This is a genomic window from Eubacterium sp. AM05-23 (assembly GCF_003477535.1).
Taxonomy (GTDB): Bacteria; Bacillota; Clostridia; order Eubacteriales; family Eubacteriaceae; genus Eubacterium; species Eubacterium maltosivorans.
Genome location: NZ_QUDF01000001.1, coordinates 1 through 25,631 on the forward strand (window position 1 = coordinate 1; position 25,631 = coordinate 25,631).

At 45.3% G+C, this 25,631-nt stretch carries 22 protein-coding genes and 2 tRNA genes; 22 read left to right on the plus strand and 2 right to left on the minus strand.

Translation table 11 applies throughout. The features are described from left to right. Positions 1-206: hypothetical protein (locus tag DW091_RS20390; protein ID WP_207665232.1), on the plus strand; the 206-nt coding region annotated here is incomplete at its 5' end. Positions 207-249: 43 nt separating this feature from the next. On the opposite strand, the gene mutY is transcribed toward DW091_RS20390, so the two are convergent. Next, positions 250-1,338, minus strand: coding sequence for an A/G-specific adenine glycosylase (gene mutY / locus DW091_RS00010; RefSeq protein WP_118517090.1), 1,089 nt, complete (start codon positions 1,336-1,338; stop codon positions 250-252). Positions 1,339-1,479: 141 nt separating this feature from the next. Between mutY and DW091_RS00015 the strand changes: the two genes are divergently transcribed. From DW091_RS00015 to nth, 5 genes are all read left to right on the plus strand, one after another. Then, positions 1,480-2,592: a G5 domain-containing protein gene (locus tag DW091_RS00015; protein WP_058693117.1), complete on the plus strand. Its 1,113-nt coding sequence runs from the start codon at positions 1,480-1,482 to the stop codon at positions 2,590-2,592. Positions 2,593-2,728: 136 nt separating this feature from the next. Further along, the gene (locus DW091_RS00020; RefSeq protein ID WP_096920565.1) at positions 2,729-3,790 is read left to right on the plus strand and encodes a branched-chain amino acid aminotransferase; all 1,062 of its coding nucleotides are present in this window, start codon (positions 2,729-2,731) and stop codon (positions 3,788-3,790) included. 92 nt (positions 3,791-3,882) lie between these two features. After that, a tRNA-Ser gene (locus DW091_RS00025) sits at positions 3,883-3,971 on the plus strand. A gap of 60 nt (positions 3,972-4,031) precedes the next feature. After that, positions 4,032-4,123: transfer RNA gene (locus tag DW091_RS00030), tRNA-Ser, on the plus strand. Between the two features lie 569 nt (positions 4,124-4,692). Then, positions 4,693-5,334 (plus strand): endonuclease III, encoded by a 642-nt coding sequence (gene nth, locus DW091_RS00040; RefSeq protein ID WP_118517278.1) that lies wholly within the window; start codon positions 4,693-4,695, stop codon positions 5,332-5,334. A gap of 489 nt (positions 5,335-5,823) precedes the next feature. Here the strand turns inward: nth and DW091_RS00045 are convergent, their stop codons facing one another. After that, positions 5,824-6,150, minus strand: a complete 327-nt coding sequence (locus DW091_RS00045) for a hypothetical protein (RefSeq protein ID WP_096920564.1) — start codon at positions 6,148-6,150, stop codon at positions 5,824-5,826. Between the two features lie 325 nt (positions 6,151-6,475). Here DW091_RS00045 and DW091_RS00050 point away from each other — a divergent pair, with 325 nt between their 5' ends. The 16 genes from DW091_RS00050 (at position 6,476) to metG (ending at position 25,516) form a co-directional block, all read left to right on the plus strand. Next, positions 6,476-7,024 carry a 2-oxoacid:acceptor oxidoreductase family protein gene (locus tag DW091_RS00050; RefSeq protein WP_038351934.1) on the plus strand — a complete coding sequence of 183 codons (549 nt, stop codon included), beginning with the start codon at positions 6,476-6,478 and terminating at the stop codon, positions 7,022-7,024. Continuing rightward, complete coding sequence (locus DW091_RS00055) at positions 7,025-7,327, plus strand: 4Fe-4S binding protein (protein ID WP_118517091.1); 303 nt, start codon at positions 7,025-7,027, stop codon at positions 7,325-7,327. Continuing rightward, positions 7,324-8,508, plus strand: a complete 1,185-nt coding sequence (locus DW091_RS00060) for a transketolase C-terminal domain-containing protein (RefSeq protein ID WP_118517092.1) — start codon at positions 7,324-7,326, stop codon at positions 8,506-8,508. Before DW091_RS00055 ends, DW091_RS00060 begins: the two co-directional genes overlap by 4 nt. Then, on the plus strand, positions 8,498-9,388 hold the full coding sequence (locus DW091_RS00065; protein ID WP_058693122.1) for a thiamine pyrophosphate-dependent enzyme: 891 nt from the start codon (positions 8,498-8,500) through the stop codon (positions 9,386-9,388). Before DW091_RS00060 ends, DW091_RS00065 begins: the two co-directional genes overlap by 11 nt. A gap of 9 nt (positions 9,389-9,397) precedes the next feature. Then, positions 9,398-10,858 carry a 4-hydroxyphenylacetate 3-hydroxylase family protein gene (locus DW091_RS00070; protein WP_096920562.1) on the plus strand — a complete coding sequence of 487 codons (1,461 nt, stop codon included), beginning with the start codon at positions 9,398-9,400 and terminating at the stop codon, positions 10,856-10,858. Positions 10,859-10,860: 2 nt separating this feature from the next. Then, complete coding sequence (locus tag DW091_RS00075; protein WP_118517093.1) at positions 10,861-12,039, plus strand: pyridoxal phosphate-dependent aminotransferase; 1,179 nt, start codon at positions 10,861-10,863, stop codon at positions 12,037-12,039. 134 nt (positions 12,040-12,173) lie between these two features. Next, positions 12,174-13,445 carry a Glu/Leu/Phe/Val dehydrogenase gene (locus DW091_RS00080; RefSeq protein ID WP_118517094.1) on the plus strand — a complete coding sequence of 424 codons (1,272 nt, stop codon included), beginning with the start codon at positions 12,174-12,176 and terminating at the stop codon, positions 13,443-13,445. A gap of 288 nt (positions 13,446-13,733) precedes the next feature. After that, positions 13,734-15,119 carry a glutamate mutase L gene (locus tag DW091_RS00085; RefSeq protein WP_118517095.1) on the plus strand — a complete coding sequence of 462 codons (1,386 nt, stop codon included), beginning with the start codon at positions 13,734-13,736 and terminating at the stop codon, positions 15,117-15,119. 22 nt (positions 15,120-15,141) lie between these two features. Continuing rightward, complete coding sequence (locus tag DW091_RS00090) at positions 15,142-16,887, plus strand: cobalamin-dependent protein (protein ID WP_118517096.1); 1,746 nt, start codon at positions 15,142-15,144, stop codon at positions 16,885-16,887. A 90-nt stretch (positions 16,888-16,977) separates the two neighbouring features. Beyond that, positions 16,978-17,817, plus strand: coding sequence for an IclR family transcriptional regulator (locus tag DW091_RS00095; RefSeq protein ID WP_118517097.1), 840 nt, complete (start codon positions 16,978-16,980; stop codon positions 17,815-17,817). Between the two features lie 171 nt (positions 17,818-17,988). Next, the gene (locus tag DW091_RS00100; RefSeq protein WP_158577784.1) at positions 17,989-18,675 is read left to right on the plus strand and encodes a GntR family transcriptional regulator; all 687 of its coding nucleotides are present in this window, start codon (positions 17,989-17,991) and stop codon (positions 18,673-18,675) included. A 168-nt stretch (positions 18,676-18,843) separates the two neighbouring features. Beyond that, positions 18,844-20,049, plus strand: a complete 1,206-nt coding sequence (locus DW091_RS00105; RefSeq protein WP_038351923.1) for a DUF362 domain-containing protein — start codon at positions 18,844-18,846, stop codon at positions 20,047-20,049. 35 nt (positions 20,050-20,084) lie between these two features. Continuing rightward, positions 20,085-20,987 (plus strand): D-isomer specific 2-hydroxyacid dehydrogenase family protein, encoded by a 903-nt coding sequence (locus tag DW091_RS00110; protein ID WP_058693131.1) that lies wholly within the window; start codon positions 20,085-20,087, stop codon positions 20,985-20,987. A gap of 450 nt (positions 20,988-21,437) precedes the next feature. Further along, entirely contained in the window at positions 21,438-22,751 is a 1,314-nt protein-coding gene (locus tag DW091_RS00115) for a sodium-dependent transporter (RefSeq protein ID WP_096920553.1), read from the plus strand. A 79-nt stretch (positions 22,752-22,830) separates the two neighbouring features. Then, positions 22,831-23,577, plus strand: coding sequence for a nickel pincer cofactor biosynthesis protein LarB (larB, locus tag DW091_RS00120; RefSeq protein WP_096920552.1), 747 nt, complete (start codon positions 22,831-22,833; stop codon positions 23,575-23,577). Beyond that, positions 23,534-25,516 (plus strand): methionine--tRNA ligase, encoded by a 1,983-nt coding sequence (gene metG / locus DW091_RS00125; protein WP_167495296.1) that lies wholly within the window; start codon positions 23,534-23,536, stop codon positions 25,514-25,516. The genes larB and metG overlap by 44 nt, the downstream gene beginning before the upstream one ends. Positions 25,517-25,631: the final 115 nt, after the last annotated feature.

Below are 25,631 nucleotides of genomic sequence, written 5' to 3' on the forward strand. Positions count from 1 at the left end.
GGATAGGACATCGCGGGGTCTTTTTGCGTTCAAGCTTAAGCCGCGCAAAAAAAGATGGTGAGTGGCCCGTGCAAGTGTACTTGCAAAGGGCCAATGATCATCTTTTTTTTATGGGGTGCAGCCCCCGACTGGAGTGTCTGCAGGACACGGAAGTGCGTGGCGGCAATCTGCCGCAAGCCTTCCTGAACGTAAGGCTTGATTATTAAAAAAGCAAAGAATCATTCCTTTGATTCTTTGCTTTTTTCTTTTTTACAGCAACGCTAATAATTTAGAGAATGCCGTTGGCAATGCCACCGCAGCCAGTTGTTCACGGTCTTTAAAGGCGGCTTGGGCATCGCCATATTTTTCTGGTGCTTCAGCAGCCATCACAGGATCAATTTCAAAATAATAGATAGTCATATTCCAAATAACATGGCTGAAAACATGCTTGCTGTTGCCAATAACTTTCCCTTCGGGTAGATCAGGAAAAACGGTTTTTAAAGTTAGACGGATAGCGTTACCAGGCTTAGTTTTTTCTTCCTCTATAATAGGGAAACTCCACAAGCCGGAGAGAAGCCCTTTTTCTGGACGTTTAACAAGATAAAGGGCACCGCCCATATCGATAATCCCAACTTCCATTTCAAGCTTTTTCTGACGCTGTTTTTTTGATTTTATGGGTAATTGATTCGTCGTTCCTTCTTTAAAGGCTTCACAGATATTCCTCTCTGGGCAAATCATGCACTTTGGGTTGGTTGGGGTACAAACCAGAGCGCCGAGTTCCATGAGGCCTTCGTTAAAATCGCCGGGAGCATCTGGTATAGCCTGAGCGACCCAGTCAGTAATGGCTTTTTTTACTTTGACATCAGCGATGTCACCGCTATAGTTGTTAAAGCGTGAAATTACACGCAGGACATTTCCGTCAATAGCAGGTACTTTTTCTTTAAAAGCAATGCTGGCGATGGCACCGCCGGTATACGGCCCGATGCCGGGGAGCTTAATGAGCGCGTCGTAATGATCTGGAAAAATACCGTCATATTCTTCATGGATTATTTTAGCTGCCTTATGAAGATTTTTCGCTCTGGAATAATAGCCTAGTCCTTCCCAGAGCTTTAAAACTTTATCCTCAGGCGCAGTTGCCAGAGCTGTTACGTCCGGAAAAGCCTCAACAAAACGATGATAATAGGGAATAAGTGTATCAATCTGGGTTTGTTGAGCCATAATTTCCGAGATCCAGATATTATAGGGGTCTTTGGTCTCGCGAAAAGGCAAGGCACGTTTTGACTTGTAAAACCATTGTAAAAGATTTTCGGCAAAAATACGTGCAGTTTCTTTATGAAAATTTAAAATATTTTTCGTCATATTATCCTCCAATAGCCATTATTATAGCATAAATGCTTAAAAAACTTGACAAACATCTAAAATCTTGTTAAAATTTATTTTGTAACGAACTTGTAAACTATACTATGAATTTGTAAAACAAGTAAAAAAGGGGTACACGATTTGAATAAGTTAACATTAGTTAAGAGATTTTTAAAGAGGTATAAAAAGGAAACGGCAATTATTTCTGGTTTGTTTGTTCTGGTTGTTATTATTGGCGTAACCTGTGCGTTTAATGCGACTAAGGATGTCGAACTTGTTTTAGACGAAAATAAAGCGACTGCAGCCGACGCTGTTAAGACAGAAGTTATCAATGCGCAGCTGCAAAAATCTGTGGAAGAAGTTCTTCAGGATCAGGGGTATCCGGTAAGTGAAGAATATACAATTAGCGTTGATCCGGATAAAAAGGTTAAAGATGTAGATACCGTTACAGTAAAGAAAAATGCTGTTGGCCAGATCAAGGTTGATGGAAAGACGGTTGATTATAAATCGGCTGCTGAAACAGTAGGTGACCTGTTGAATGATAATAACATTCAGTACGACGATGATGATATTGTGACACCAGCGCCTTCAACCGCGTTAACGACTGATGTTTCAAATGTAACCATTGCTCGTATCGAAGTAAAGGAAGAAGCTGGCGAAAAGGATATTCCTTTTGAAACTGAAGAAAAAGAAAATGCAGAGCTTGAAGAAGGCACACGCAATGTTGTAACGCAAGGTGTCGTTGGAAAAGCTGATTTTGTTGATAAAGTAACCTATCAGGACGGCGTGGAAGTAAAACGCGAAAATATTTCCACGAATACAAAGGTTGAACCAGTTAAAGAAGTCGTGGAAGTTGGAACAAAGAAAGCTGTTCCTGAAAGTCTTGCTTCAAGCCCAAGTCCGAGTGCTGGAAATGCGACTCAGTCTGCAGGCAGTGATTTTGATTTGATCTGTGCGATTGTTGCACATGAGGGCGGTACTTCCTATGAAGGAGCAATGGGGGTTATCTCCTGTGTTATGAACCGTGTCGACGCAGGTTGGGGACCGGATGCTGTAAGTGTATTAACGGCACCTGGTCAGTTCGCTTCTTACCTTGACGGTTATTATACCCAGTATCTTGGTAATGCTCCGGCAGCTGTACAGCAGGCTGTTACAGACTGTATGGAAGGCGGCATCCGCAGCCACAATTTTACAAGCTTCAGAAGTTATCAGACCAGCGGTTCTGTATGCATTGCAGGGAACTGGTACTTCTAAATTCATCGTGTACAATTAAAAATACATATAAAAAGGGCAAATTTGCCCTTTTTTTTATTTTAGCACTTGTTCTTTGTATACAATGAATGTATACTATATATCAGAGTGTTTTTAAAAAGATTGGAGTGGAAGAATTATGGAAATCACAATTACTAAAAGAACACAGTTAAAACCAAAGCCGGATGAAAACAACCTGGTTTTTGGCACTGAATTTACAGATCATATGTTTATCATGGATTACACAGAAGGTAAAGGCTGGCATGATGCCAAAATCGTCCCATATGGCCCGATAGAGCTTTCGCCAGCGGCAATGGTGCTGCATTATGCTCAGGAAGTTTTCGAAGGAATGAAAGCCTATAAAACGCCAGAGGGAGATATCCAGTTTTTTAGACCTATGGAAAATTTTGCGCGTATGAACCGTTCAAATGCCCGGATGTGTATTCCTCAGATCGATGAAGAATTTGTATTTGATGCCTTAAAGCAGCTTGTCGCCCTTGACCAGGACTGGGTGCCTCACGCACCGGGAACCTCTCTGTATATTCGTCCTTTTGTCTTTGCAACAGATCCGTTTATCGGCGTTCGCACCAGTCTTCATTATAAATTTATTATTATTTTGAGCCCGGTAGGCGCATATTACGCGACAGGCCTGCAGCCTGCGAGAATGCATGTGGAAGATATCTACTCAAGAACCGTTGTGGGTGGTACAGGCGAGGCTAAATGCGGCGGTAACTACGCAGGCGGTCTGGCAGCACAGGAAAAAGCCCATGATGAAGGATTTGAACAGATTCTCTGGCTTGATGGCGCGGAACGTAAATACATTGAAGAAGTAGGTACGAGCAATATCTTCTTTAAAGTAGATGGTAAATTTATCACGCCGGAGCTTCACGGAACTATCCTTCCGGGAATTACTCGTAAAAGTGTTATTGAGCTTCTGCGCTCATGGGGTGAGGAAGTTATCGAACGACGTATTACCATTGACGAGTTTGTAGATATGTATCATAAGGGCCAGATTGAAGAAGTGTTTGGAACCGGAACAGCGGCTGTTGTGTCACCGATTGGCGGCTTGGAATACCAGGGTGAGGATATGAGCTTTAATAACGGTGAAATCGGCGAATACACTCAGAAAATTTACGATACCCTGTTCGGAATGCAGACCGGAACTGTTGAAGATGATCTGGGCTGGATAGTTAAACTCTAAATAGGAAAACATAAAAAAAACCAGTAAAAATCACGAAAAAAATGGTTGACAGGGGCCTTAGCCCCTGTTATAATTAATCTTGCATTTCGAGTCGAGAGGTACCGAAGTGGTCATAACGGGGCGGTCTTGAAAACCGTTAGGGTGCAAGCCCACGTGGGTTCGAATCCCACCCTCTCGGCCATCAAAACTGAATAGGTCAGTGAAAAAACGTAGTCTTTTTTAGCTGACATTAATTAAATGTGGAGAAGTACTCAAGTGGCTATAAGAGGTGCCCCTGCTAAGGGTATAGGCCGTTAACGCGGTGCGAGGGTTCAAATCCCTCCTTCTCCGCCAGACTGCATAAATACTGGATTTCAGAGATTCTGAAACCCAGTTTTTTTATGCTCAAAATGGGAACTTTACACTAAAATTTATTTTTATAAGGGTTAATTTTTTTGAAGAACGAAAAACTACGCTAAAAGAAAAAATAACGCACGAAAAAAACTATTAGCCTGAAAAGAAAAAGAGGAGTAACGCAAAGTTAATTATAGGCTATTTTCCTTTTTTATTCAATCGCTGTACTTAATTTTGGTGATTGGGAACGAGATATTCCGAGGTTTTGGAATTACTGAACGGTGCCCGAGGGAGAAGGGAAGATATGCAGAGGAAATCACGACATTGTTTCTTTTAAGCCACGATCCGGTGGAGTAGAGGGGAAGGAAACAACGTGTAAGAGGCTGTGGAACTACGGCCTCTTTTTTTATATAAAAGCTAAATTTTTTTGATTTGCGAAGGTCTGTGTCTTGTGATTTATCAAAATATTGATATAATCAAAGGAAGAACAGACCAATTCATTATAATATGAGTGCCTTATGAAAAAATCTATAAGTTTTAAGCAAGGCATAAAAAGAAAGGGGCTTTATATGACAAAAGAGAAACGGGCTTTAGAAATAATCGACAGGCTCAGAAAAGAATATCCTGATGCGGAGTGTAGTCTGGAATATGACCCGAAAGAAGCCTGGCGGCTTTTAGTAAGTGTGCGGCTGGCGGCGCAGTGCACCGACGCCCGCGTCAACGTGGTAGTTAAGGAGCTCTATGCAAAATTTCCGGATGTAGCGGCCCTGGCTCAGGCAGAGCCTGAGGAAATCGAGGCCATTGTGCGGCCCTGCGGTCTTGGTAAAAGCAAAGCCAGAGATATCAGCACCTGTATGAAGATTCTCCGGGACCAGTATGACGGGATGGTGCCAGATGACTTTGACGCACTTTTAAAGCTGCCAGGCGTGGGAAGAAAAAGCGCAAACCTGATCGTGGGGGATGTTTTTGGAAAACCGGCTATTGTCACAGATACGCACTGCATTCGTCTGGTTAACCGGATGGGACTGGTGGAAAACATCAAGGACCCCAAAAAAGTGGAGATGGCACTGTGGAAGCTCATCCCGCCGGAAGAGGGCAACAGCTTTTGCCACCGCCTGGTCCTCCACGGGCGGGAAATTTGTACGGCCAGGACGAAGCCGCACTGTGAACGCTGCCGTCTGGCGGACATCTGTGAAAAAAGTGGGGTTTAGAGAAAACTGCTCTCTTAATGGGCTTGCAGGCAGGAGGCAGATGGCGTATGATTAAGTTAAATCAATGAAGAATAAAGCAGCCAGGCATTGCCGCTGAAGATGAACTTTAAGCCAGCCGCCAAAAACGAATACGCTGATTTAGCTGAATGCGTTAAAGTGAATGGAAAGAAAAGTTGGAAAAGGCACTTTGCTGGGTGTGTAGTTTACAGTGATTTAGAGATTAGCCAGTGCGATAAAGCTGGCACAATGTGATCCACTTTTGAGTTTAAAACATAAGTATCCGTTTTTGGGAAAGCGCGCGCCTGAAAACAGCTCAAAACTTCAAAAGGGGAGCACAAAAGCCGGAGCTGTCGAACAAATTCTGGAAAAGGGCCCGTTTAGAGTTTGATAACATGATGGTAACGGTAGAAAAAGTATGAAATTACAATTTGACTGGTAATAATGCTTTGCTTTATTAAGTGAGCCCTGGAATGTTTTCCAGGGCTTTTTTTATTTTTTGAAGTCTGTATTTGTATGGTAAAAATAATTTTGGGATTGTCCGTCATAGAGGGCGAGCTTTAGGGGCTTTCGGATGATGGTCAGGGTGATGTCAGTGTTGCTGTGGAGTATGACCTTGGTTTTCTGAACCGTATAGGTTCCATTTCCATAAATGTTGGATTCAAAGGTTTCGTCCGGGTAAAGGGTAATGCAGCAGATGGAATCGCCTTCTGGCAACCAACTGCCAGGCTGTATTTTCATCATTGAGGTAACAATCAAAATCATCGAAAAAAACAAGATAATGAAGATGGCTGCAATCAGATTGAATTTTTTGTCCATACGCTCCTCCGGCGATTTTTTCTTATTATAACAGAATAAATATAGCAAGTAAATCAATTAAAATACAATATTATGATTTTAAAATATTCTATAATATTTAAAATTGATCAAAATTCTATAATATAAAAATATAGATTCTATATTGTGGAATTGCTGAAATGGGTTCATTTGTTAAACGTATTTTTGGGTCAAAAATCCCTTTCAATGAAGCACCTTAATTTTTATTATTTTTTAGAAAATGGAATTGACAAAACCTGATTATGGAACTATAATACAAATATGGAATTAATGATTCCATATTATGGAATAAAGGAGGAAGTATTAAATGATTGAAATTCGTTGGCATGGTCGTGGGGGACAAGGTGCCTTCACAGCAGCCCGGCTCTTGGGAGATGCCGTTGTGTGCGACGATAAATCGGCGTTGGCTTTTCCATCGTTCGGCCCAGAACGCAGGGGGGCTCCGGTATTAGCTTTTACACGAATTGATGATGAGCCAATCAAGGATAGAAGCGATGTTGTCGATTGTGATTGTGCTATTGTGTTGGATGAGACGCTTTTAGGCGCGCCGGTTAAGGCGGGGTTAAAGCCTGGGGCAAAGGTGATTATCAATACAATGAAACCGGCAGAGGCATTTGATTTCAGCGACTGTGAGGACTGCAAGGTTATAACCGTCGATGCGACAGGCCTTGCGCTGAAAATTCTTGGACGGCCCATCACAAATGTCCCTTTATTGGGCGCGCTGACAGCGGCCACAGAGTTGACAAGCCTTGACTCCATCTATAAGGCGATTGATACGCAGCTCCCTGAAAAAGTGCGGGCAAAGAATAAAACGCTTTTGGAAGAAACCTATAATACTGTAAAGGAGGCACTCTAAATGAACCGACCTAAATTATCGCCGTCACAGCCGGCAGGCACGATCGAGCAGCTGCCCATGGGGCCGTCGACACGTTCAGGCCATCTGATTGACGTAAGCTCAGGGATGCGGACATTCCGGCCGGTGATCGACGCGGAAAAATGTGTTAACTGTCTGCGCTGCTTTTTAGTGTGTCCCGATGGCACCATTGATAAATCAGGAGACATCCTTGAAATAGATTATGATTACTGTAAAGGCTGCGGCGTTTGTGCGAAAGCATGTAAGGTTGAGGCCATTACGATGATTAAGGAGGCAGACGCATGAGCGAAAAATTATTTGTATCCGGCGACGAGGCGGTCGCATTGGCGGTCAGACAGGCAAAACCACATGTGATTGCCGCTTACCCCATCACACCTCAGACAATTGTAGTAGAACGTCTGGCGGATTATGTAGAGGATGGCAGTCTTGACTGCCAGTACATGTATGTGGAATCTGAACACAGCGCCATGTCGGCTGTTATCGGCTCCGCAGCCATGGGCGCCCGCTCCTTTACCGCAACATCGAGCCAGGGGCTTTTATACATGGTTGAAGGCCTGCACTATGCCAGCGGTTCCCGTTTCCCAATTGTTATGATGAACGCAAACCGTTCACTGGCAGCGCCCTGGAATATTTACGGTGATCAGAGAGACTCTTTATCTCAGCTGGAATCAGGCTGGATTCAACTGTATGTTGAAAACGTTCAGGAAGCCTTTGATACCACCATTCAGGCTTTCAAAATCGCCGAGGATCCTGAGGTCATGACGCCGGTTATGGTCAACCTGGACGGCTTTGTTTTAACCCATACCTATGAGCCTCTTGAGATGACCGATCAGGCGGCAGTAGACGCGTATATCCCGTATCAGGACTACATTAACAAGCTTAATCTGGAGGACCCGGTGAGCACCTGTATTACCGCGGGACCGACCTATAATACAGAGTTCCGTTATCAGCAGCAGATCGCAATGCTGAAGGCTGAGCAGGTGATTGACGAAAGTGACGAGGAATTCGGAAGACTTTTCGGACGCACCTACGGTGGTATGGTAGAAGCATATCAGTGTGAGGATGCGGAAGTAATCCTGGTGACAATCGGCAGTGTGACGGGAACAACCCGTGTCGTTGTGGATGCCTGCCGCGCAGAAGGCAAGAAGGTTGGCCTGCTGAAGCTTCGCTGTGTACGGCCGTTCCCAACGGAAAAGGTCGCAGCGATCGTTAAAAACGCTAAAGCGGTCGGTGTCATGGAACGTGATATCAGCTTTGGATTTGAAGGCGCAGTCTACTCTGATTTTAACTCTGCCCTCAAGCAGCAGGGTGTGGATGTACCGACCTATAATTATGTTGGTGGCTTAGGCGGCCGCAGTATCTCAAAGGAAGATATCAGTAGTATTTTTGACGCGCTGCTGGAAGGCAATACGGAAAAGCCTGTTGAATTTATTAATGTAAGGAGGGACATTGATTATGGTGCTTAATGCAAAAACAATCCCAAATGAAGAACTGTTCTATGGTCATAAGGCCTGCGGTGGCTGCGGCGGCGCGCTTGCGATTCGTTTGGCACTCAAGGTGCTGGGAAAACGCAGCATTGCGGTTATCCCGCCAAACTGTATGTCAACGGTTGCTTTTGTATATCCGCATATGCCACTGTTTGTCAACGGGATTATTCCTCCCTTTGCCGCAACTGCGGCAGTGATGTCGGGCGTTTTGGCGGGCGCCAAGGCCCTGGGGCTTGAAGACTACCATGTCGTCGGCTTTGCCGGAGACGGCGGCACCTCCGATATTGGACTCCAGGCTCTGTCAGGCGCCATTGACCGCAACGATAAGGAAATTTTTATCTGCTATGACAATGAAGCTTATATGAACACAGGAATCCAGAAAAGCGGCCTGACACCTTATGGAGCGAAGACCACAAACACACCGGCAGGGAAAAATATTCACGGCGCAGCTCGGCCAAAGAAAAAAATCTTTGAGATCATCGCAGCCCATGAAATCCCATACGCAGCTACCGCCAGTGTGGGCTATCCGGAAGATTATTTGAGAAAGCTGGAAAAAGCCAAGAACTGTGACGGGCCATCCTTTATCCATGTATTGGCTCCCTGCCCGACAGGCTGGCAGACACCCACAGATATTTCAATTGAGCTGGCGAAAGAGGCCGTCGATAACGGCCTGTGGTATTTGGCAGAGTACGAAAACAAGGAATTTACCCTGAACCGCAATCCTAAAGAGTTTGCCGATGTTTCGAATTATCTCTCAAAGCAGGGTCGTTTTTCACATCTTGATGAAAATGATATTGCGCTTATCACCGAGGGCAGAGATGAAACATGGGAAAAAATACGCAGAGATTGGGTGAAATAGGAGAAAAAGATGAAAACAGCACGCGAATATATTGACAGCCTGCGCGATCGGGATATCAAAGTGTATATAAAGGGAGAGCTCATCGACAGCGATAAGGTCATCGACCATCCATTTATTAAAGGCCATGTCAATGCAGCTTCCATGACCTACGCTTTGGCAGGCAGTGAGAAATATGAAGACCTGATGACCACCACTTCCCATTTGACGGGAAAGAAGATCAACCGGTTTACGCATATCCATCAAAGCGCCAGCGATCTGGTAAAAAAAGTTAAGATGCTCCGTATGATCTCCCAGAAAACTGGCACCTGCTACCAGCGCTGTGTGGGCTTTGACGCCATGAACGCGACCTATTCCGTTACCTATGATATGGATAAGGCGCTGGGGACAGAATACCATGAACGCTTTAAAAGATTTCTGTTGTATGTGCAGGAAAATGACCTGATGATTGCCGGAGCCATGACAGATCCAAAGGGTGACCGCAGCCTGCGCCCAAGCCAGCAGGCAGACCCAGATTTGTTTGTCCATGTTGTGGAGAAAAACGAAGATGGCATTGTCATCCGGGGCGCGAAGGCGCATATGACCGGGATGGTCAATTCTCATGAGATGCTGATTATGCCCACCATGGGAATGAGGGAAGACGACGCAGACTATGCTGTCTGCTGCGCGCTGCCGGTAGACGCTCCGGGAGTGATCCATATCTTTGGCCGTCAGACAAATGATGACCGGAAAATGGAAGGTGAGATTGACCAGGGCAACGCAAAATTCGGTATTGTCGGCGGCGAATGCCTGACGGTTCTCAATGATGTTTTTGTCCCGTGGGAGCGTGTGTTCATGTGCGGCGAAACACCTTATTCTGGGCTTTTGGTCGAACGTTTTGCCTGCTACCACAGACAGAATTACGGCGGCTGTAAGGGCGGTGTTTCCGATGTTGTGGTCGGCGCGGCTGCGCTTATGGCAGACTACAGCGGCTATGGAAAGGCGGGCCATGTTAAGGAAAAGATCAACGAGATGATTCACCTGACTGAAACCCTCTATGCCTGCTCCCTTGCGTGCTCCTGCGAAGGAAAGCCCACGGAATCCGGAGCCTATTTTGTAGACCCGCTGCTGGCCAATGTCGGTAAACACAATGTGACACAATTGATTTACGACATCGACCGTTTGGCACAGGATATTGGCGGTGGTATAATTGCTACAATGCCATCGGAATCTGATTTGCGGAATCCGGAAATCGGCAAATATGTGGATAAATACCTGAAAGGCGTGGCGGATGTGCCGACCGAGGACCGGATGCGCATCGGCCGCCTGATCGAAAATATGACCGGCGGTACGGCACTGGTGGAAAGCATGCATGGCGCGGGGTCACCCCAGGCTCAGAAGGTCATGTACTCCAAGCTTTCCAATCTGGAGAAAAAGAAGGAGTTCGCAGCGCACCTGGCAGGAATCCACTCTGATAAAAGTGAGGAAGAATAAAGATGAGCAACGAGATCAATACTTATTTTTCGCAGGTAGCGAATGAATACCCGGCTTCGGGAATCCGGAAAATGTTTGAGATAGCAGCACAGTATGACCCAAAGGAAATTGTGAATTTAACCGTTGGTGAGCCGAATTTTGATACGCCGCAGAATGTAAAGGACGCGGCAAAGAAAGCCATCGACGATGGATTTACCCACTACAACCCAAATGCAGGAATGCCAGCGCTGCGTGAGGCTGTAGCCGAAAGCTATGCCCATTACAACTGCGGTTACCAGGCAGATAATGTCATCATTACCGTCGGTGCTTTAGAGGCGCTGACCCTGGGACTTTTAACCATTGTTAACCCCGGAGATGAGGTGCTCGTGCCTGACCCGTGTTTCCCCAACTACCTGGGCCAGATTATGATCACCAAGGCAAAACCGGTAACGGTTTCTGTCTATGAAGAAAATGACTATAAAATTCAGGCAGAGGATATTGAAAAGGCCATAACCCCCAAAACCAAGGCGATTATTCTCAATTCCCCGAGCAACCCTCTTGGTTCCATACTGGAAGAAGAGGATGTGAGAGCAATCGCCAGGGTTGTTGAAAAATACAATCTGTATGTTTTCTCAGATGAAGTCTATGACAAAATCATTTACGACGGGCACAAGCACTTTAGTATGGCGCAGATACCAGAACTGACAGACCAGGTTATGGTCATGAACAGTTTTTCAAAAGCCTATGCCATGACAGGATGGCGTATTGGCTATCTGCTGGCAGACAGCGCGCTGACAAAAAGAATGGCCCAGATACAGGAAGGGATGGTGTCCTGCGTGTCCACCTTTACACAGGTGGCTGCCATCGAAGCGCTGAAGGGTCCCCAAACCGCAGTGCAGCAGATGATTGCAGACTACACCAGACGCCGTGAGATTTTAATTGACGGCCTCAACGCGATTCCAGGATTTAGTGTAAAAAAATCTCCAGGCAGCTTCTACGCATTTGCCAACATTAAAGCCTTTGGAAAAACATCACAGGCCTTTGCTGAAGACCTGGTCCGCGAGGCGAAGGTCATCACCGTGCCGGGTTCTGCTTTCGGCAGCATGGGTGAAGGCTATATGCGCTTTGTCTTTGCGAATTCAGACGAAAATCTGAAGGAAGCCCTTCAGCGAATTGACGCATACGTTAAGAAAAACTATTAATTTATTTTAAAGATAAACAATCCTCTATCCCCCTCTTGAAATAAATAAGCAAAAAATAAAAATGTAAAAATACCATTAATCTCTCTACCAAAATACCAAACCTTTAAAATTTATGATTAATATGGAGTAAGAAATTGAACAATCAAAAATCAGAATACAATCCTTATGATAACTTTTTGGAAGTTGTAGACACAGCCGCAGGTAAGCTGGGTTTAGACAAAAATGAATACATCACAATCACTTATCCTGAAAGAGAACTGCAGGTAGCGGTTCCCGTACATATGGACGATGGCTCCATTCGCGTGTTCAAGGGCTACCGTGTGCAGCATTCCAGCGGCCGCGGCCCAAGCAAGGGCGGTATCCGCTTTCATCCCAATGTCAATATCGACGAGGTAAAGGCCCTGGCAGCGTGGATGACCTTTAAATGCGCGGTTGTCAACATTCCATACGGCGGCGCCAAGGGTGGGGTTGAGGTCGATCCTTCGGAATTATCCAGAGGAGAAATGGAACGCCTGACAAGACGCTATACCGCGGCAATCTTACCGCTTATCGGGCCAGAACGCGATATTCCCGCGCCGGATGTGAACACAAACGCAGAGGTAATGGGCTGGATCATGGATACCTACAGTATGTTCAAAGGCTATTCTGTTCCTGGCGTGGTCACAGGAAAGCCCATTGATATCGGCGGGTCCCTTGGAAGAAATGAAGCAACCGGCCGCGGCGTCAGCATTGTGGCCATGGAAGCCTTTAAATACCTGGGCATCGACTCGCCATCTCTGCGCATTGCCGTACAGGGTATGGGGAATGTTGGCGGCACCACTGCGCGCCTGTTGTCCGAAGCCGGCTATAAGATCGTTGGTGTCAGCGATGTCTCCGGCGGATACTATAAGGCAGACGGACTGGATATCCGTGACCTGGAAGCCTATATCGCAAACAGCAGCACCCATTCTCTGGAAGGGTACAGCGCTGAGGGCGTCGAAAAAATTGATAACGACGGCCTGTTGTGCTGCGACTGTGATGTGCTGATTCCCTGCGCGCTTGAAAACCAGATTACCGCGGATAACGCAGACCGTATTCAGGCAAAATTAATCGTTGAGGGCGCTAACGGCCCGACAAGCGTGGAAGCCGATGAAATTCTTACAAAGAGAAATATAGCCGTTATCCCGGATATTCTCGCAAACGCCGGTGGCGTTGTCGTATCTTACTTTGAATGGGTTCAGAACACTCAGAATCTGACCTGGGATGAAGACAATGTCAACAGCACACTGCGCAAAATAATGATTGACAGCTTTGGTGATGTTCAGAATATCCATGATACCGATGGCGTGACATTCCGTGTGGCCGCTTATATTCTTGGGCTTAAGCGCCTGAGCATGGCGACAAGAATCCGCGGTATCTTCCCATGATATAAGATTATTGGGCAGCAACTTTGTAACAATCTTATCGGAGAAGACACCTCCTGCTTAAAATAACCATATCGAACACGCTTCGAAATCACAGACATGATGCGCCGATAAGAAGTGCAGAATGTTGCAAAGTTTAATATATTGCTAATAACTCTTTTATCAGAAAATGCCTGCTTCCTTATTCCTACGTGCTTATGGGCAAAGAATGATAAAAGAGTTATTTTTTTAAAATTTGACTTTGAGGATTATATCTGTAAAATTAGATTATCAGACATAAGGGGGAGCAGCATGGAGTATAGTATTTTATTCGATTTTGGAAGTACCTTTACGAAGGCGGCAGTGATCTGTAAGGAGGAGAAGACAGTGGTCTTTACCACCCGCCATCCGTCAACTGTGAGAGAGGACGCGCGGATTGCCATGGAAGCGTGTCTTTCGGATATCCGAAAAGCCATTGGTGAAAGCGTGGTCCGCGGCGCTGAGAAGTACGCTTCCAGCAGCGCAGCGGGCGGCCTTCGGATCGCGGTGGTTGGCTTAACCTATAACCTGAGCATTTCTGCGGGAAGAAATGCGGCCTTTGGCGCAGGGGCTAAAATCATCCACGTATCAAGCGGCGCATTGACGCGCGAAGAGATTGAAAAAATAGAGGCGCTGCCAGCCGAGATGATTCTGCTGTGCGGCGGCTATGAAAATGGTAATCAGACGATTATCAGGCACAACGCAGAGATGATCGCCCAGAGCCAGATCAGCTGTCCGATTATTTATGGCGGGAACAGCCAGATTGCGCAGGAGATTCGCGCGAAGCTGCTGCAAAATAAAAAGGAATGTTTTCAGGCGCCCAATATTATTCCTCAGGTCGGGGTTTTGGATATTGATGTGGCCGAAGAGATTATCCGCCATCTGTTTATGAACCGTATTGTAGATATGAAGGGACTCGGCGATATTATCAAGCTGGTTGACGGCCCCATTGTTCCGACACCGGCAGCGGTTTTGGACGCGGGCCTTCTGATGTCTCAGGGGACCACGGGGCATGACGGCCTTGGCGAGTTAATGCTTGTGGATATCGGAGGCGCGACAACGGACATACATTCCTACGCGGAGCACACCTCCTATGAGGGGGCAAGGCTTGTAGGCGCAGACGAGCCTTATGCCAGAAGGACCGTTGAGGGCGACCTGGGAATGCGCGAGTCGTCCGATGTGCTGGTGCGTGAGCTGGGAATGGAATTTTTCGCAAATGAAATAGGAGTATCGGGGGAGTTGCTTGAAAAGTCCATATCGAACAGAGTGAACAATACTAAATTTCTGCCGGACACTTCCCTTGAAAAACGCATTGACCAGATCATTGCTGAGAGCGCTGCATACCTGGCGGCCAGACGGCACGCGGGTGTCATTGAGCATAAAAGCAGCAATTACTGCCGCAGGATGCAGCATGGAAAAAATTTAACGCATGTGCGGACCATTATCGGCACAGGCGGTCCGATTATTAACAGTGAAAATCCTGAGGCTATCCTGAAGCATGTTCTCAGGAGGGAAAAGGGAGAGAAGGACGCGCTGCTTCCTTCGACAGGTAATTTTGTGGTGGACCGGGATTATATTCTATATGCAGTGGGTCTGCTGAGCTATGTTGATAAAAATTTGGCGTTTGCTGTTGGAATGAACAGTATTATAAAAAAATAAGAGGATCAAGGAGACACTAACCATGGAAATTAAAATGAAAAAACGATTTGAATATAAGAGTTTGCCGGACATGAAGAGTATTTTGGACGAAGTGGGCAAAGTGGCCGCAGATACCGTCATTGGGAAAACCTTGTTCATGGAAGAAAAAGGGGTAGCGTCTGAAGCTGAGTATAAGCGTAAGATGGCGGAAGAGGGCCATATCATGAAGCACAGCCACATTGGCTGGAACTCATGGGACGCCACCGCAAAAGGCGTGGAAGAAGTTTACAATACTCTTCAGAAGCGCGGCAGCTATGTCGATCGTTTTGGATTTTGTCTGGACTGGGTTATGGGTGTGCCGGCAGAATACCGTGATAAGCTGCCAATAGGGACAGGGCTGACGTTCAAAGACCCTGATGAATGGCAGAAGCTTGGCCAGATTGTTCCTGTTCAGCCCCATCTGGGCGATCATATGATTGCCTCGTGCAATTCCTTTGAAAACACACGTTACGCGCTGGCAGCCGGTGTAACAACAATTGGAAACGTTTCGCACTACTATACCTATGAGTATCCCGGGGTAGATATTGAGGAACAGCGTGTCATTGATATGCTTAAAGCCATTGTTTTGATGGGAAAATTTAAAGACCAGGGAACCATTATCCATTCAAATGTTGACGATGGCTTTGGTTCTCAGTTCCATGACCTGGCCAACCTTGTGGGCTGGTGCATCATGGAAAGATATATCGTAGAGGAATTGCTGGGCGGCCGAATGTGCCATTGCTTCGGCAACCTTTTCAGTGATCCTGTATTACGGATGACCTTTAATCAGGCGATGTGGGAAATCAATACCTACAAGACTCCAGGGTCCATGATCTATGGCAATACCATTGACTTTGGCTTTGACTATGACCGCAACTTTGGCGCTTTGTCCTCCTTTGTCATGGCAGACAGCATGGGACAGTCAAAGTGTCCGACCGGCCACGCAGTAACGCCGATTCCTGTGACAGAGGCGGCTCGTGTTCCGTCGATCGAAGAGATTGTGCAGGCGCATATGACGGTGGACATGATGATTGAAAAAGGACGCTATTACTCGCCGTATATCAACTGGACAGAGATAAACGCCGAGAAGAACCTGTTGGTGGCGTGCGGCAGAATCTTTTTTGAGCGGATTATGAATGGACTTGATGATCTGGATGTGGATATCACCCATGCAGGAGAGATCCTGGGAGCTTTAAAATCCATTGGTTCAGAGCAGCTCGAAGAAGTTTTTGGCGTTGGAAAAGCAGATAAGATGGCAATGCGCGGCCGCGTCCCGGTGCGCCCGACTAACATCGTCATGACCATCAATGAACGCCAGCGTGAGATCAGCGACCAGATCCAGAATCTGGAAGGCGCTCTCCAGGATGTTAATGTGATTATCGGTTCAACCGACGGACATGAGTTCGGAAAAGAAATTGTGAAAAGTATTCTGCTTCAGGCCGGCGCAAATGTGTTTGACCTGGGTAAAAGTGTCCCGGTGCAGGATATCCTGGATACGATGATTGAAAGTGAAAGCCGTTTTATCGTGATAAGCAGTTTTAACGGCATTGCGCTCAGCTTTGCAAGAGAAATGCTGGAAGGACTTGAAAAGAGCGGCATGGACGCGCACCTGATCATGGGCGGGCTTCTTAACGAAAATAAAGATGGCAGCGATCTGGCTGTGGACGTCAGCGATGATCTGCGCGCTCTCGGCGTGTCCTGCGATAATAACGCTGAAGGACTGGTCGATACGATTCGGGCTTTTTTGTAAATTGCAGACATAAAAAAAGAATTGAAAAAATAGAATAGTTGTTATATAGTTAGTAATATAGAATCGGGAATTCTAAATTAAAGAATCGAGGTGAGAAATACGGCTAAAAATGAAAATAATACAGCGGTAAAAGGGAAATCCGCAGAAAAGGAAACCTCATTTTCAAAATCGATCCTGAAAACCCTGAGCATTTTGGAACAATATTCCAAAGCGGATGAGCTTGGAATCAAAGAGCTCAGCGAGAGTACGGGAATCCCTGCCAGCACCGTGCAGCGAATCGTAAACACCCTTGTTATGAAACAGTATCTGGTGCAAAATCCGCATACTTTAAAATATCAGCTGGGCATTGCGTTTTTTAATATCAGCAGCCGTTATTCCAACAGCCGTGACTGGGTAGAGGTAGCCAAAGCGCATATGGAAGAACAGGTCGAAAGAACGCAGGAAACCGTCAATTTGGCCATTTTGCAGGGAAAGAGCGTCATTTATCTGACCAAGGTAGACTCCCCGCATATTCTGCGTCCCAATTTTACAGTAGGTACAGCCTATCCTGCGCTCAATACCGCTCTTGGCAGATGCCTGCTGGCATACCAGCCGTGGGATAAAGTCGAGAGAATGATCAGGCTGCAGCCGAATTTTAATAAGGATATCAACGAATTTCATGAAATGCTGGAGGAAGTCGAGCGGAATGGCTATGCGACAGAGGATGAGGAGTTTCAACCTGGCCTTTTTTGCATCGCTGCCCCGGTATGGGATGCGAATGACCGCGTTGTCGCGGCAATCAGCACGAGTATCCCGAAAATAAGACTGGATGAAAGCAATAAAGAGAATATTATAGGTATGATGCAGTCTACAGCATCTCAGATTTCACTGGATTTGAAAAAGAGATTTACATATATTGATGTAGATAAGCTATCCTCAACAATCCGTTAATGCTTAAAAAGCCCTTGTGATAACATTATATATCACGAGGGCTTTTTTGATTTGTATAAAAGTATTGAATTACGAAAATAACTTGACAAGAAAACAGGAAAGTAATAATATGAATACAACATATATTTTAGTATACTAAAATATATGTTGTATTTAAAAAATGGAGGAATTATGAAAGAAGAATATAAAGAAGAAAAGTCACTAACGGAGCAAGTATACTCAAAAATCAAGGAAAGGATACTGACACTTGATTATCCACCAGGGACTGCCATTACTGAAGCAAATCTGGCTGAGGAATTTTCAGTAAGCCGTATGCCGGTTCATATCGCGATCCAAAAATTAACCAATGAGGGATGGATTGAGACAGGCTTCCGCAAAAAAGTTTATGTGAAGGGAATTTCAGTAAAGGATGTAAGGGAGATTTACGAAATCCGGGAGATTCTGGAGGTCAAGGCTCTGGACACCATTTTTGAAAAAAAGTTAAATTGGGATTTTTCGTTTAAACTTGAAGAGAAGTTTGTCCGTATGAAAGCCAGCTACCATGATTATTATGCCTTTGAATATGCGGACAGCGAGGTGCACCGGACAATGGTCAGTGTTTTAGACAATAAAAGGATTGATCAGATTTACCTCAACCTTCAGGATGAGCTTGTGAGAATTATGGTTTTGATTTTCAAATATCGCAAAAGGGATAATGATTATGCAAAACAGGTCATTGAAAGTATGAGGAAAATCATCATGGGTATCAGGGAGAATCGCTATGATGATGCGCTATACCAATTAAAAAATGAGCACCTTGCCTCTGGACTTGAAGAAGCGTTGGAAGCAGTTGAGTTTTATAATGAGAGAATCATGTAACTGCGGATTTAAAAACAGTTCCCTATTTTGAGATATGGTTTTTACAATAAATTTCATATTGACAATTGCACAGATACCAGATATAATTTGACTATAATATGGAATTAATGATTCCGTATAGTGGAATAGCGTAAAAGCATTCCAGTAAAGTAGAAAGGAGTAAAAGGAATGTCAGTAGTATCAATTCAAAAAACTGAAGGAAACGACTATGCAAGTATTCAGGCATCTGTGCAGAAAGCCATTGCTGATTGCGGCGGTCTCAGCGACATCATAAAGCCTGGGTACAAAGTCCTAATTAAACCCAATTTGGTGGCTGTGCCAGATGATCGCTTGTCCGGCGGCGTTACACGTTGGGAAGTTGTTAAGGCTATTGCTGAGATGGTGAAAGATGAAGGAGGCGTGCCGATCATCGCGGAGTCCAGCGCAGCGGGCGTTGATACCGAGGAAGTCATAAAAGCGTGCGGGTATGACCAGCTGCGAGAAGAAGGCTATTCGGTTATCGACTTAAAAAAGCAGGCAAAAAAAGTTAAAATCCCTGTGCCGGACGGAAAACTAATCAGTGAGCTGAGCTCCTGGGATGTTGTGGCAGAGGCCGACGCCATTATCACAGTGCCTGTTATGAAAACACATGACCAGACAGAAGTTACCCTTGGACTAAAAAATCTTAAAGGGCTGATCGGCGATGTACAGAAAAAGGAGTTTCATTCCATTGGCGTAATAAACGGTGTCATCGACATTATCCAGACGGTAAAGCCTGTCCTTAATGTTATTGACGGTACATTTTGTCAGCAGGGTCTGGGGCCGATTTTTGGCGAAACGGTTGTAATGGATCTCATTGTTGCTTCAAAGGATGTTGTTGCTTGTGACGCGGTAGCCAGTGTTATTATGGGCTACAAGGTGGATGAACCAATGCTGACGGTTGAGGCGAATGCCAGAGGGCTTGGAGAAATGGATCTCGATAAAATTGAGATCAAAGGAAAACCCATTGAAGACGTTAAACACCGTTTCAAACGCTCGAGTGAAGTGGAAATTGAAGGCCTGCCGCCATATAAGCTGATTTTTGCTGAAGGAGCCTGTACAGGCTGTCGAAATACCGTTATCAGCTCATTGATGGATTTGAAAAGCCAGGAATTAACCCAGTATCTGGAAGGAAAAATCTTGGTAGTGGGGCCGGTAAAAGAAGAAGAACTGCCGCCGGAATCCACGCCGGAAAACACTGTGTTAATCGGAAAATGCACTAATCCGCTCAAGGGTAAAGGCCGTTCCGTAAAGGGGTGTCCTCCGGGAAATGTTTTTGTTGTACAGGGTATTGTCGGCGATGAAGTGAAGGTTGGCCGGAGATACAGCGATGCGGATGAAGAAAAGATAAACTAGTTTTAATTTAAGAGGCTTATATAAGGGGAAAAAGTATGTTCAAAAAAATGGTGGCAATTGAACGGTTGAATCTGACACCGGAAGCAGAAAACAGGCTGTCGCAGTATGCAGAAAAAGTACAGTTTTACTACAGCATTCCAGAGGATAATGCGGCGATTATCAAACGGATCGGCGATGCCGACGCGGTGCTTCTGAGCTATACCAGCCAGATTGACAGTGAGGTGCTGAATGCCTGCCCGAATATTAAGTATATTGGGATGTGCTGCAGCCTGTATGCACCGGAGAACGCCAATGTCGATATCGCTGCGGCAGAGGAAAAAGGAATTGTGGTTAAAGGGGTCCGTGATTATGGCGATGAAGGTGTGCCGGAATATGTGATCAGCGAGCTTGTCCGATTGCTGCACGGGTTTGGTGGCACTATGTGGAAGAGTGCGCCGATGGAACTGACAAATATAAACGTTGGTATTATGGGACTGGGAACCAGTGGAACAATGGTCGCTAAAGCCTTGAAGTTTTTTGGTGCAAATGTGCATTATTTTAGCCGGACAAGAAAACCAGATGTTGAAGAGCAGGAAGGTTTTATATGGATGAACAAGGAAGGATTGCTTGAAAAGGTAGATATTCTGTGTACATGCCTCAATAAAAATGTCATTTTAATGAACGAGCGTGAGTTTGAAATTTTTGGAGATGGAAAAATTTTTGTTAATACATCAATCGGCCCATCACACAATATTAACGCTTTGAAAAGATGGCTCTGCAATGAGAAAAATTATGCCTTGAGCGATTCGGCAGGCGGGCTTGGAGCAGAAGAGCTGCTCAGGTACCCAAATGTGTTTTGTCCAAATAAGGCGGCAGGAACATCGACATTATCTAAAGTTCGGCTGAGTGAAAAAGTGCTGGAAAATCTTCGTGTTTATTTAGAAGCCCCCCTTTGTTAAAGAAAGACTAAAAAATATTTTCAAGTATGACGCAGAATATATACAAAAGAGCTGGTCAGAGCCCTTTTGTATAATAAATAAAAGAGAATAGCAAAAAAGTAAAGCAATGCATATTGCTGATTATTGGAATAGACGCACAGCAAAGCTTTTCTTTAAGGGTTATCTTTCACTAATCTCTCTTGTACTAATAATACCACGGTTTTTATAATTAGCAAGCTTATTTTAAAAATTCGTTTTATTTCTCAAGAAGATCGAGTTTTATCGACATGATTAGTGAAAATCTATTAGTTTTACAGTAATTGGTAAAGTGTTTTAAAAATCAGGAGGTTAAAAATGTCGATTGGTACTTGGATTATGTTGATATTTTATGGTGTCGTTCTCGGCGGAGGCAGTATTGCCCTAATTGCACATTCGTTAAGGAATAAAGAGATTTAGAAGAGGAGAAATAAAATGAGTGATAAAAAAAGCCGTGGGGCATGGGGATCTCGGATAGGCTATATTCTGTCAACTTTGGGAATGGCGATTGGCGTCGGCGCAATGTGGCGTTTTCCAATGCTGACTGCAAAGTATGGTGGTGGCGCATTTGTCTTGGCGTTTTTTCTGATCAGTATTATTATTGTAATCCCGGCCGCTTGGGGAGAAGTTGGACTGGGAAGACATACAAAATCGGGTGTTGCCGGTGCGCTTGAGTCTTTGGCGGGCAAAAAAGGAAAAGTTATCGGAACATTTATCGCATTAATTCCACTTTTGTTAATGTTCTATTATCCTGTTATTATGGCGAATGTTGTGCAGTACATTTATTATACTGTTGCGGGCTCGCCGTTTCTGGCAGATCCTGAAGGGTTTTACAATGTTGTCGCAAATAATAAAATCGTCGTGTTTCTGGTGGTTGCCGGGCTTGATATTCTGACAGGCGTTATCTGCCTGGGGGGGATCAAGGGCGGTATTGAAAAAGCGTGTAAAATTCTTTTACCGGCATTGTTTGTAATTTTAGTTATTCTGGTAATCCGTATTTGCACATTGCCGGGAATTATGCAGGGTATTGAATTTTATGTTCGTCCAGATTTTTCCCAGTGGGCAAATCCTAAGCTTTGGGTCGAGGCTGCCGGTATGGCGCTGTTTGCGATAGGCTGCGGGCCGGGCTATCTCATAACTTTTGGGAGCTACTGCTCCGACAAAGCAGATATCGGGACAGACCTGGTAACTGTTAATATTACCCAAATGTTAATCTGTGTTTTAAGTGGTTTTGCAATGATTCCCGCAGTTATTCTTTTTGGAATGAACCCGGACGCAGGCAGCGGCCTTATTTTCATGGTATTGCCAAAGGTCTTTGAACAGCTGGCAGGCGGTCCTGTCTGGCTGGTGTTTTTCCTGATCGCATTATTGTTCGCTGGTTTATCTACAACTATTTCTGCCTGGGAGGTTCCGGTTACTGTTTTAATCGACAGCTTTGGAATGAAGAGAAGAACAGCGGTTATTATCGTGACACTTATCGCGATTATTGGCGCGATTCCATGTATCTGGATTTCAGAATTCTTAGAACATTTCGACTATTTGGTCGGGACATTCCTGTATACTGCCGCCGCCACCGGCCTTGCTGTTTATCTGGCATGGTTCTATAAAGCGAAACGTGTGCGTGAGGAGTGGATTAATCCGACCTCTGTTGTCAAATACGGAGCATGGGAAGATGTTTTATACAAGTTCCTCACTGTGCCGGTATTCATATATTTCCTTGCGACAGGATTTATTGGCTTCTTCAGCTAAACAGGTTGTTTTACAAGTAACAGACTGGAAAGGATTTTTCCTTTTCAGTCTTTCATCTAAAAAGAACAGAGGGCAGACTATGAATGCAGAAAAATTAAAAGATTTATTAACAGAGGTAAAGAGCGGTCAAACCAGTATTGACAGCGCTTTTGAAAAAATAAAGGATATACCGTATCATGATCTGGAATACGCAAAGGTCGACTATCATAGAGAATTGCGCAATGGTTTTCCGGAAGTTGTGTACAGCCCTGGGAAATCCCTTGAGCAGGTCCGTGGCATTGTCAAGGATATGATTGAGCGTACAGATGGGAATATTATGGCAACCCGGGTCGACGAGAATGTTTACAAAACCATCGCGGAGCTTTCTGATGAAACGGAATATTATAAAGAGGCCAGAGTTGTAGTTGTCAAGCGGCAGGCATTTAAGGTGAGTGAAAAAAGTATTACAGTCGTATCCGCTGGAACTTCGGATATTCCGGTGGCGGAGGAAGCGGCGGTCTGTGCAGAGGTCATGGGAAATTGTGTGGATCGGATTTATGATGTCGGAGTTGCAGGTATCCACCGGCTGCTTGACAATGTAGAACGGATCAACCGTGCAGGTGTGGTCATTGTCATTGCCGGGATGGAAGGCGCCCTGGCAAGTGTGGTTGGCGGTCTGACGGATAAACCAGTCATCGCTGTGCCTACGAGTATTGGATACGGTGCGAACTTTGGCGGTGTTTCGGCATTGCTGGGAATGCTGACATCCTGTGCCAGCGGCATTGGGGTTGTGAATATTGACAATGGATTTGGCGCGGCCTGCCTGGCGTCAAAAATTAACAGATAAAGGGGAGACAGAATTGAAAGAAAAGTATTATGTTACAACGCCCATCTATTACCCGAGCAGCGACCTGCATATCGGACATACCTATACAACTGTGGCGGCAGATACCATCAAACGCTTTAAGGCGCTTCAGGGCTACGATGCTTACATGATTACAGGGATTGATGAGCACGGACAGAAGATTGAAAAGGTGGCCGAGGAAAAGGGTATGTCTCCCCAGGCTTTTGTGGATGAAGAGGCTGCGCGTATCGCTGAGCTCTGGAAACTGATGAAGATTGATAACGACCAGCTCATTCGCACCACAGACCCCGAGCACATGAAAACCATTCAGCGTATTTTTAAAAAGCTCTATGACCAGGGCGATATCTATAAAGGAAAATATGAGGGCTGGTACTGTACCCCATGTGAATCCTTCTGGACAGAAAGCCAGATCGTTGACGGAAAATGCCCTGATTGCGGCAGGCCAGTGGAGATGACCTCAGAGGAGGCTTACTTCTTTAAAATGTCCAAATATGCAGACCGTCTGCTTGAGCATATTGAAACCCATCCGGATTTTATCAAACCAGAGTCTCGGAAAAATGAAATGATCAATAATTTTATCAAGCCTGGCCTTCAGGATCTCTGTGTCTCACGAACCTCCTTTAGCTGGGGTGTTCCGGTTGACTTTGATCCTAAGCATGTCGTCTATGTCTGGATTGATGCGCTGCCGAATTATCTGTCAGCCCTGGGCTATCTCAATGATAAGCCTGACCAGATGGAACGGTACTGGCCGGCCAATGTGCATCTGGTAGGAAAAGACATCATACGCTTTCATACCATTTACTGGCCCATTATGCTGATGGCGCTGGATTTGCCGTTGCCCAACCAGATTTACGGGCATGGATGGATATTGCTTAAGGGCGGAAAGATGTCAAAATCGGTCGGTAATGTCGTAAATCCTGTAGAGCTGGCCGGTAAATACGGAGTGGATGCCCTGCGCTACTATCTGCTCAGGGAAATGAAGGACGGTGCAGACGGCGTGTATAGTGAGGAGCTGCTGATAAACCGTATCAACTCGGACCTAGCCAATGACCTTGGAAATCTCCTGAGCAGAACCGCAGCAATGACTGTGAAATATTTTGATGGAAAAATACCCGGGCAGCGGGAAGCCGCCGCGTTGGATTCTGAGCTGATTAAACTGGCACAGGACACCCCAGAGGTTTTTGCGGGGTATATGGACAAGGTGGATTTCAGCAGAGCATTGGAAGCGGTTTGGAGATTGGTCGGCCGAACCAATAAATATATTGATGAAACCGAGCCATGGATTTTGTATAAAGCCCCGAAAAACCACAGTCGTCTGGCGGCAGTTATGTATAACCTGACAGAGGCTCTGCGTTTTACGGCCGTTATGGTAGGTCCGGTGATGCCAGAAACAGGCAGAAAAATACTTGAAAGCTTAAGCGTGCCAGAAACACTGAGAACCTGGAAAAGCCTTGAGGTGTTTGGACAATATCCAGAGAACATCAAGATAGAAAACTGCGATGTGCTGTTCCCAAGAGTGGAGACAGAAAAGCAGAATAAGAAAAACAAGTCGGCGCAAAAGGAAAAGCAGAAGAAAGCTGAAATACAAAACAGCGATAAGATTACTATCGATGATTTTTCAAAGGTAGAATTGAAAATCGGCGTGATATTAGCCTGTGAGAAGCATCCGGACGCGGATAAGCTTTTGGTTTTTCAAATTGATTTGGGCAGTGAGAAACGTCAGATCGTTTCAGGAATTGCGGAATATTATAAACCGGAAGATCTGATTGGAATGACGGTTGTGGTATGCGTTAATCTCAAACCCATTGTGCTGCGCGGCGTAGAATCCAATGGAATGATTTTGTCCGCTATCGGGGGGAAAAGACTTTCGCTGCTGACAGTGGAGGATTCCACAATGCCGGCAGGAAGTAAGGTGTGTTAAGGGAAACGGCACTTGCTGTCTGTTTAAAATAATACAAGCCAGCATCTAAAGATGCTGGCTTGTATTATTTTAAAAGAGATAGAGTTCTCGATTGTTGTAGAGCAATCCGACCACA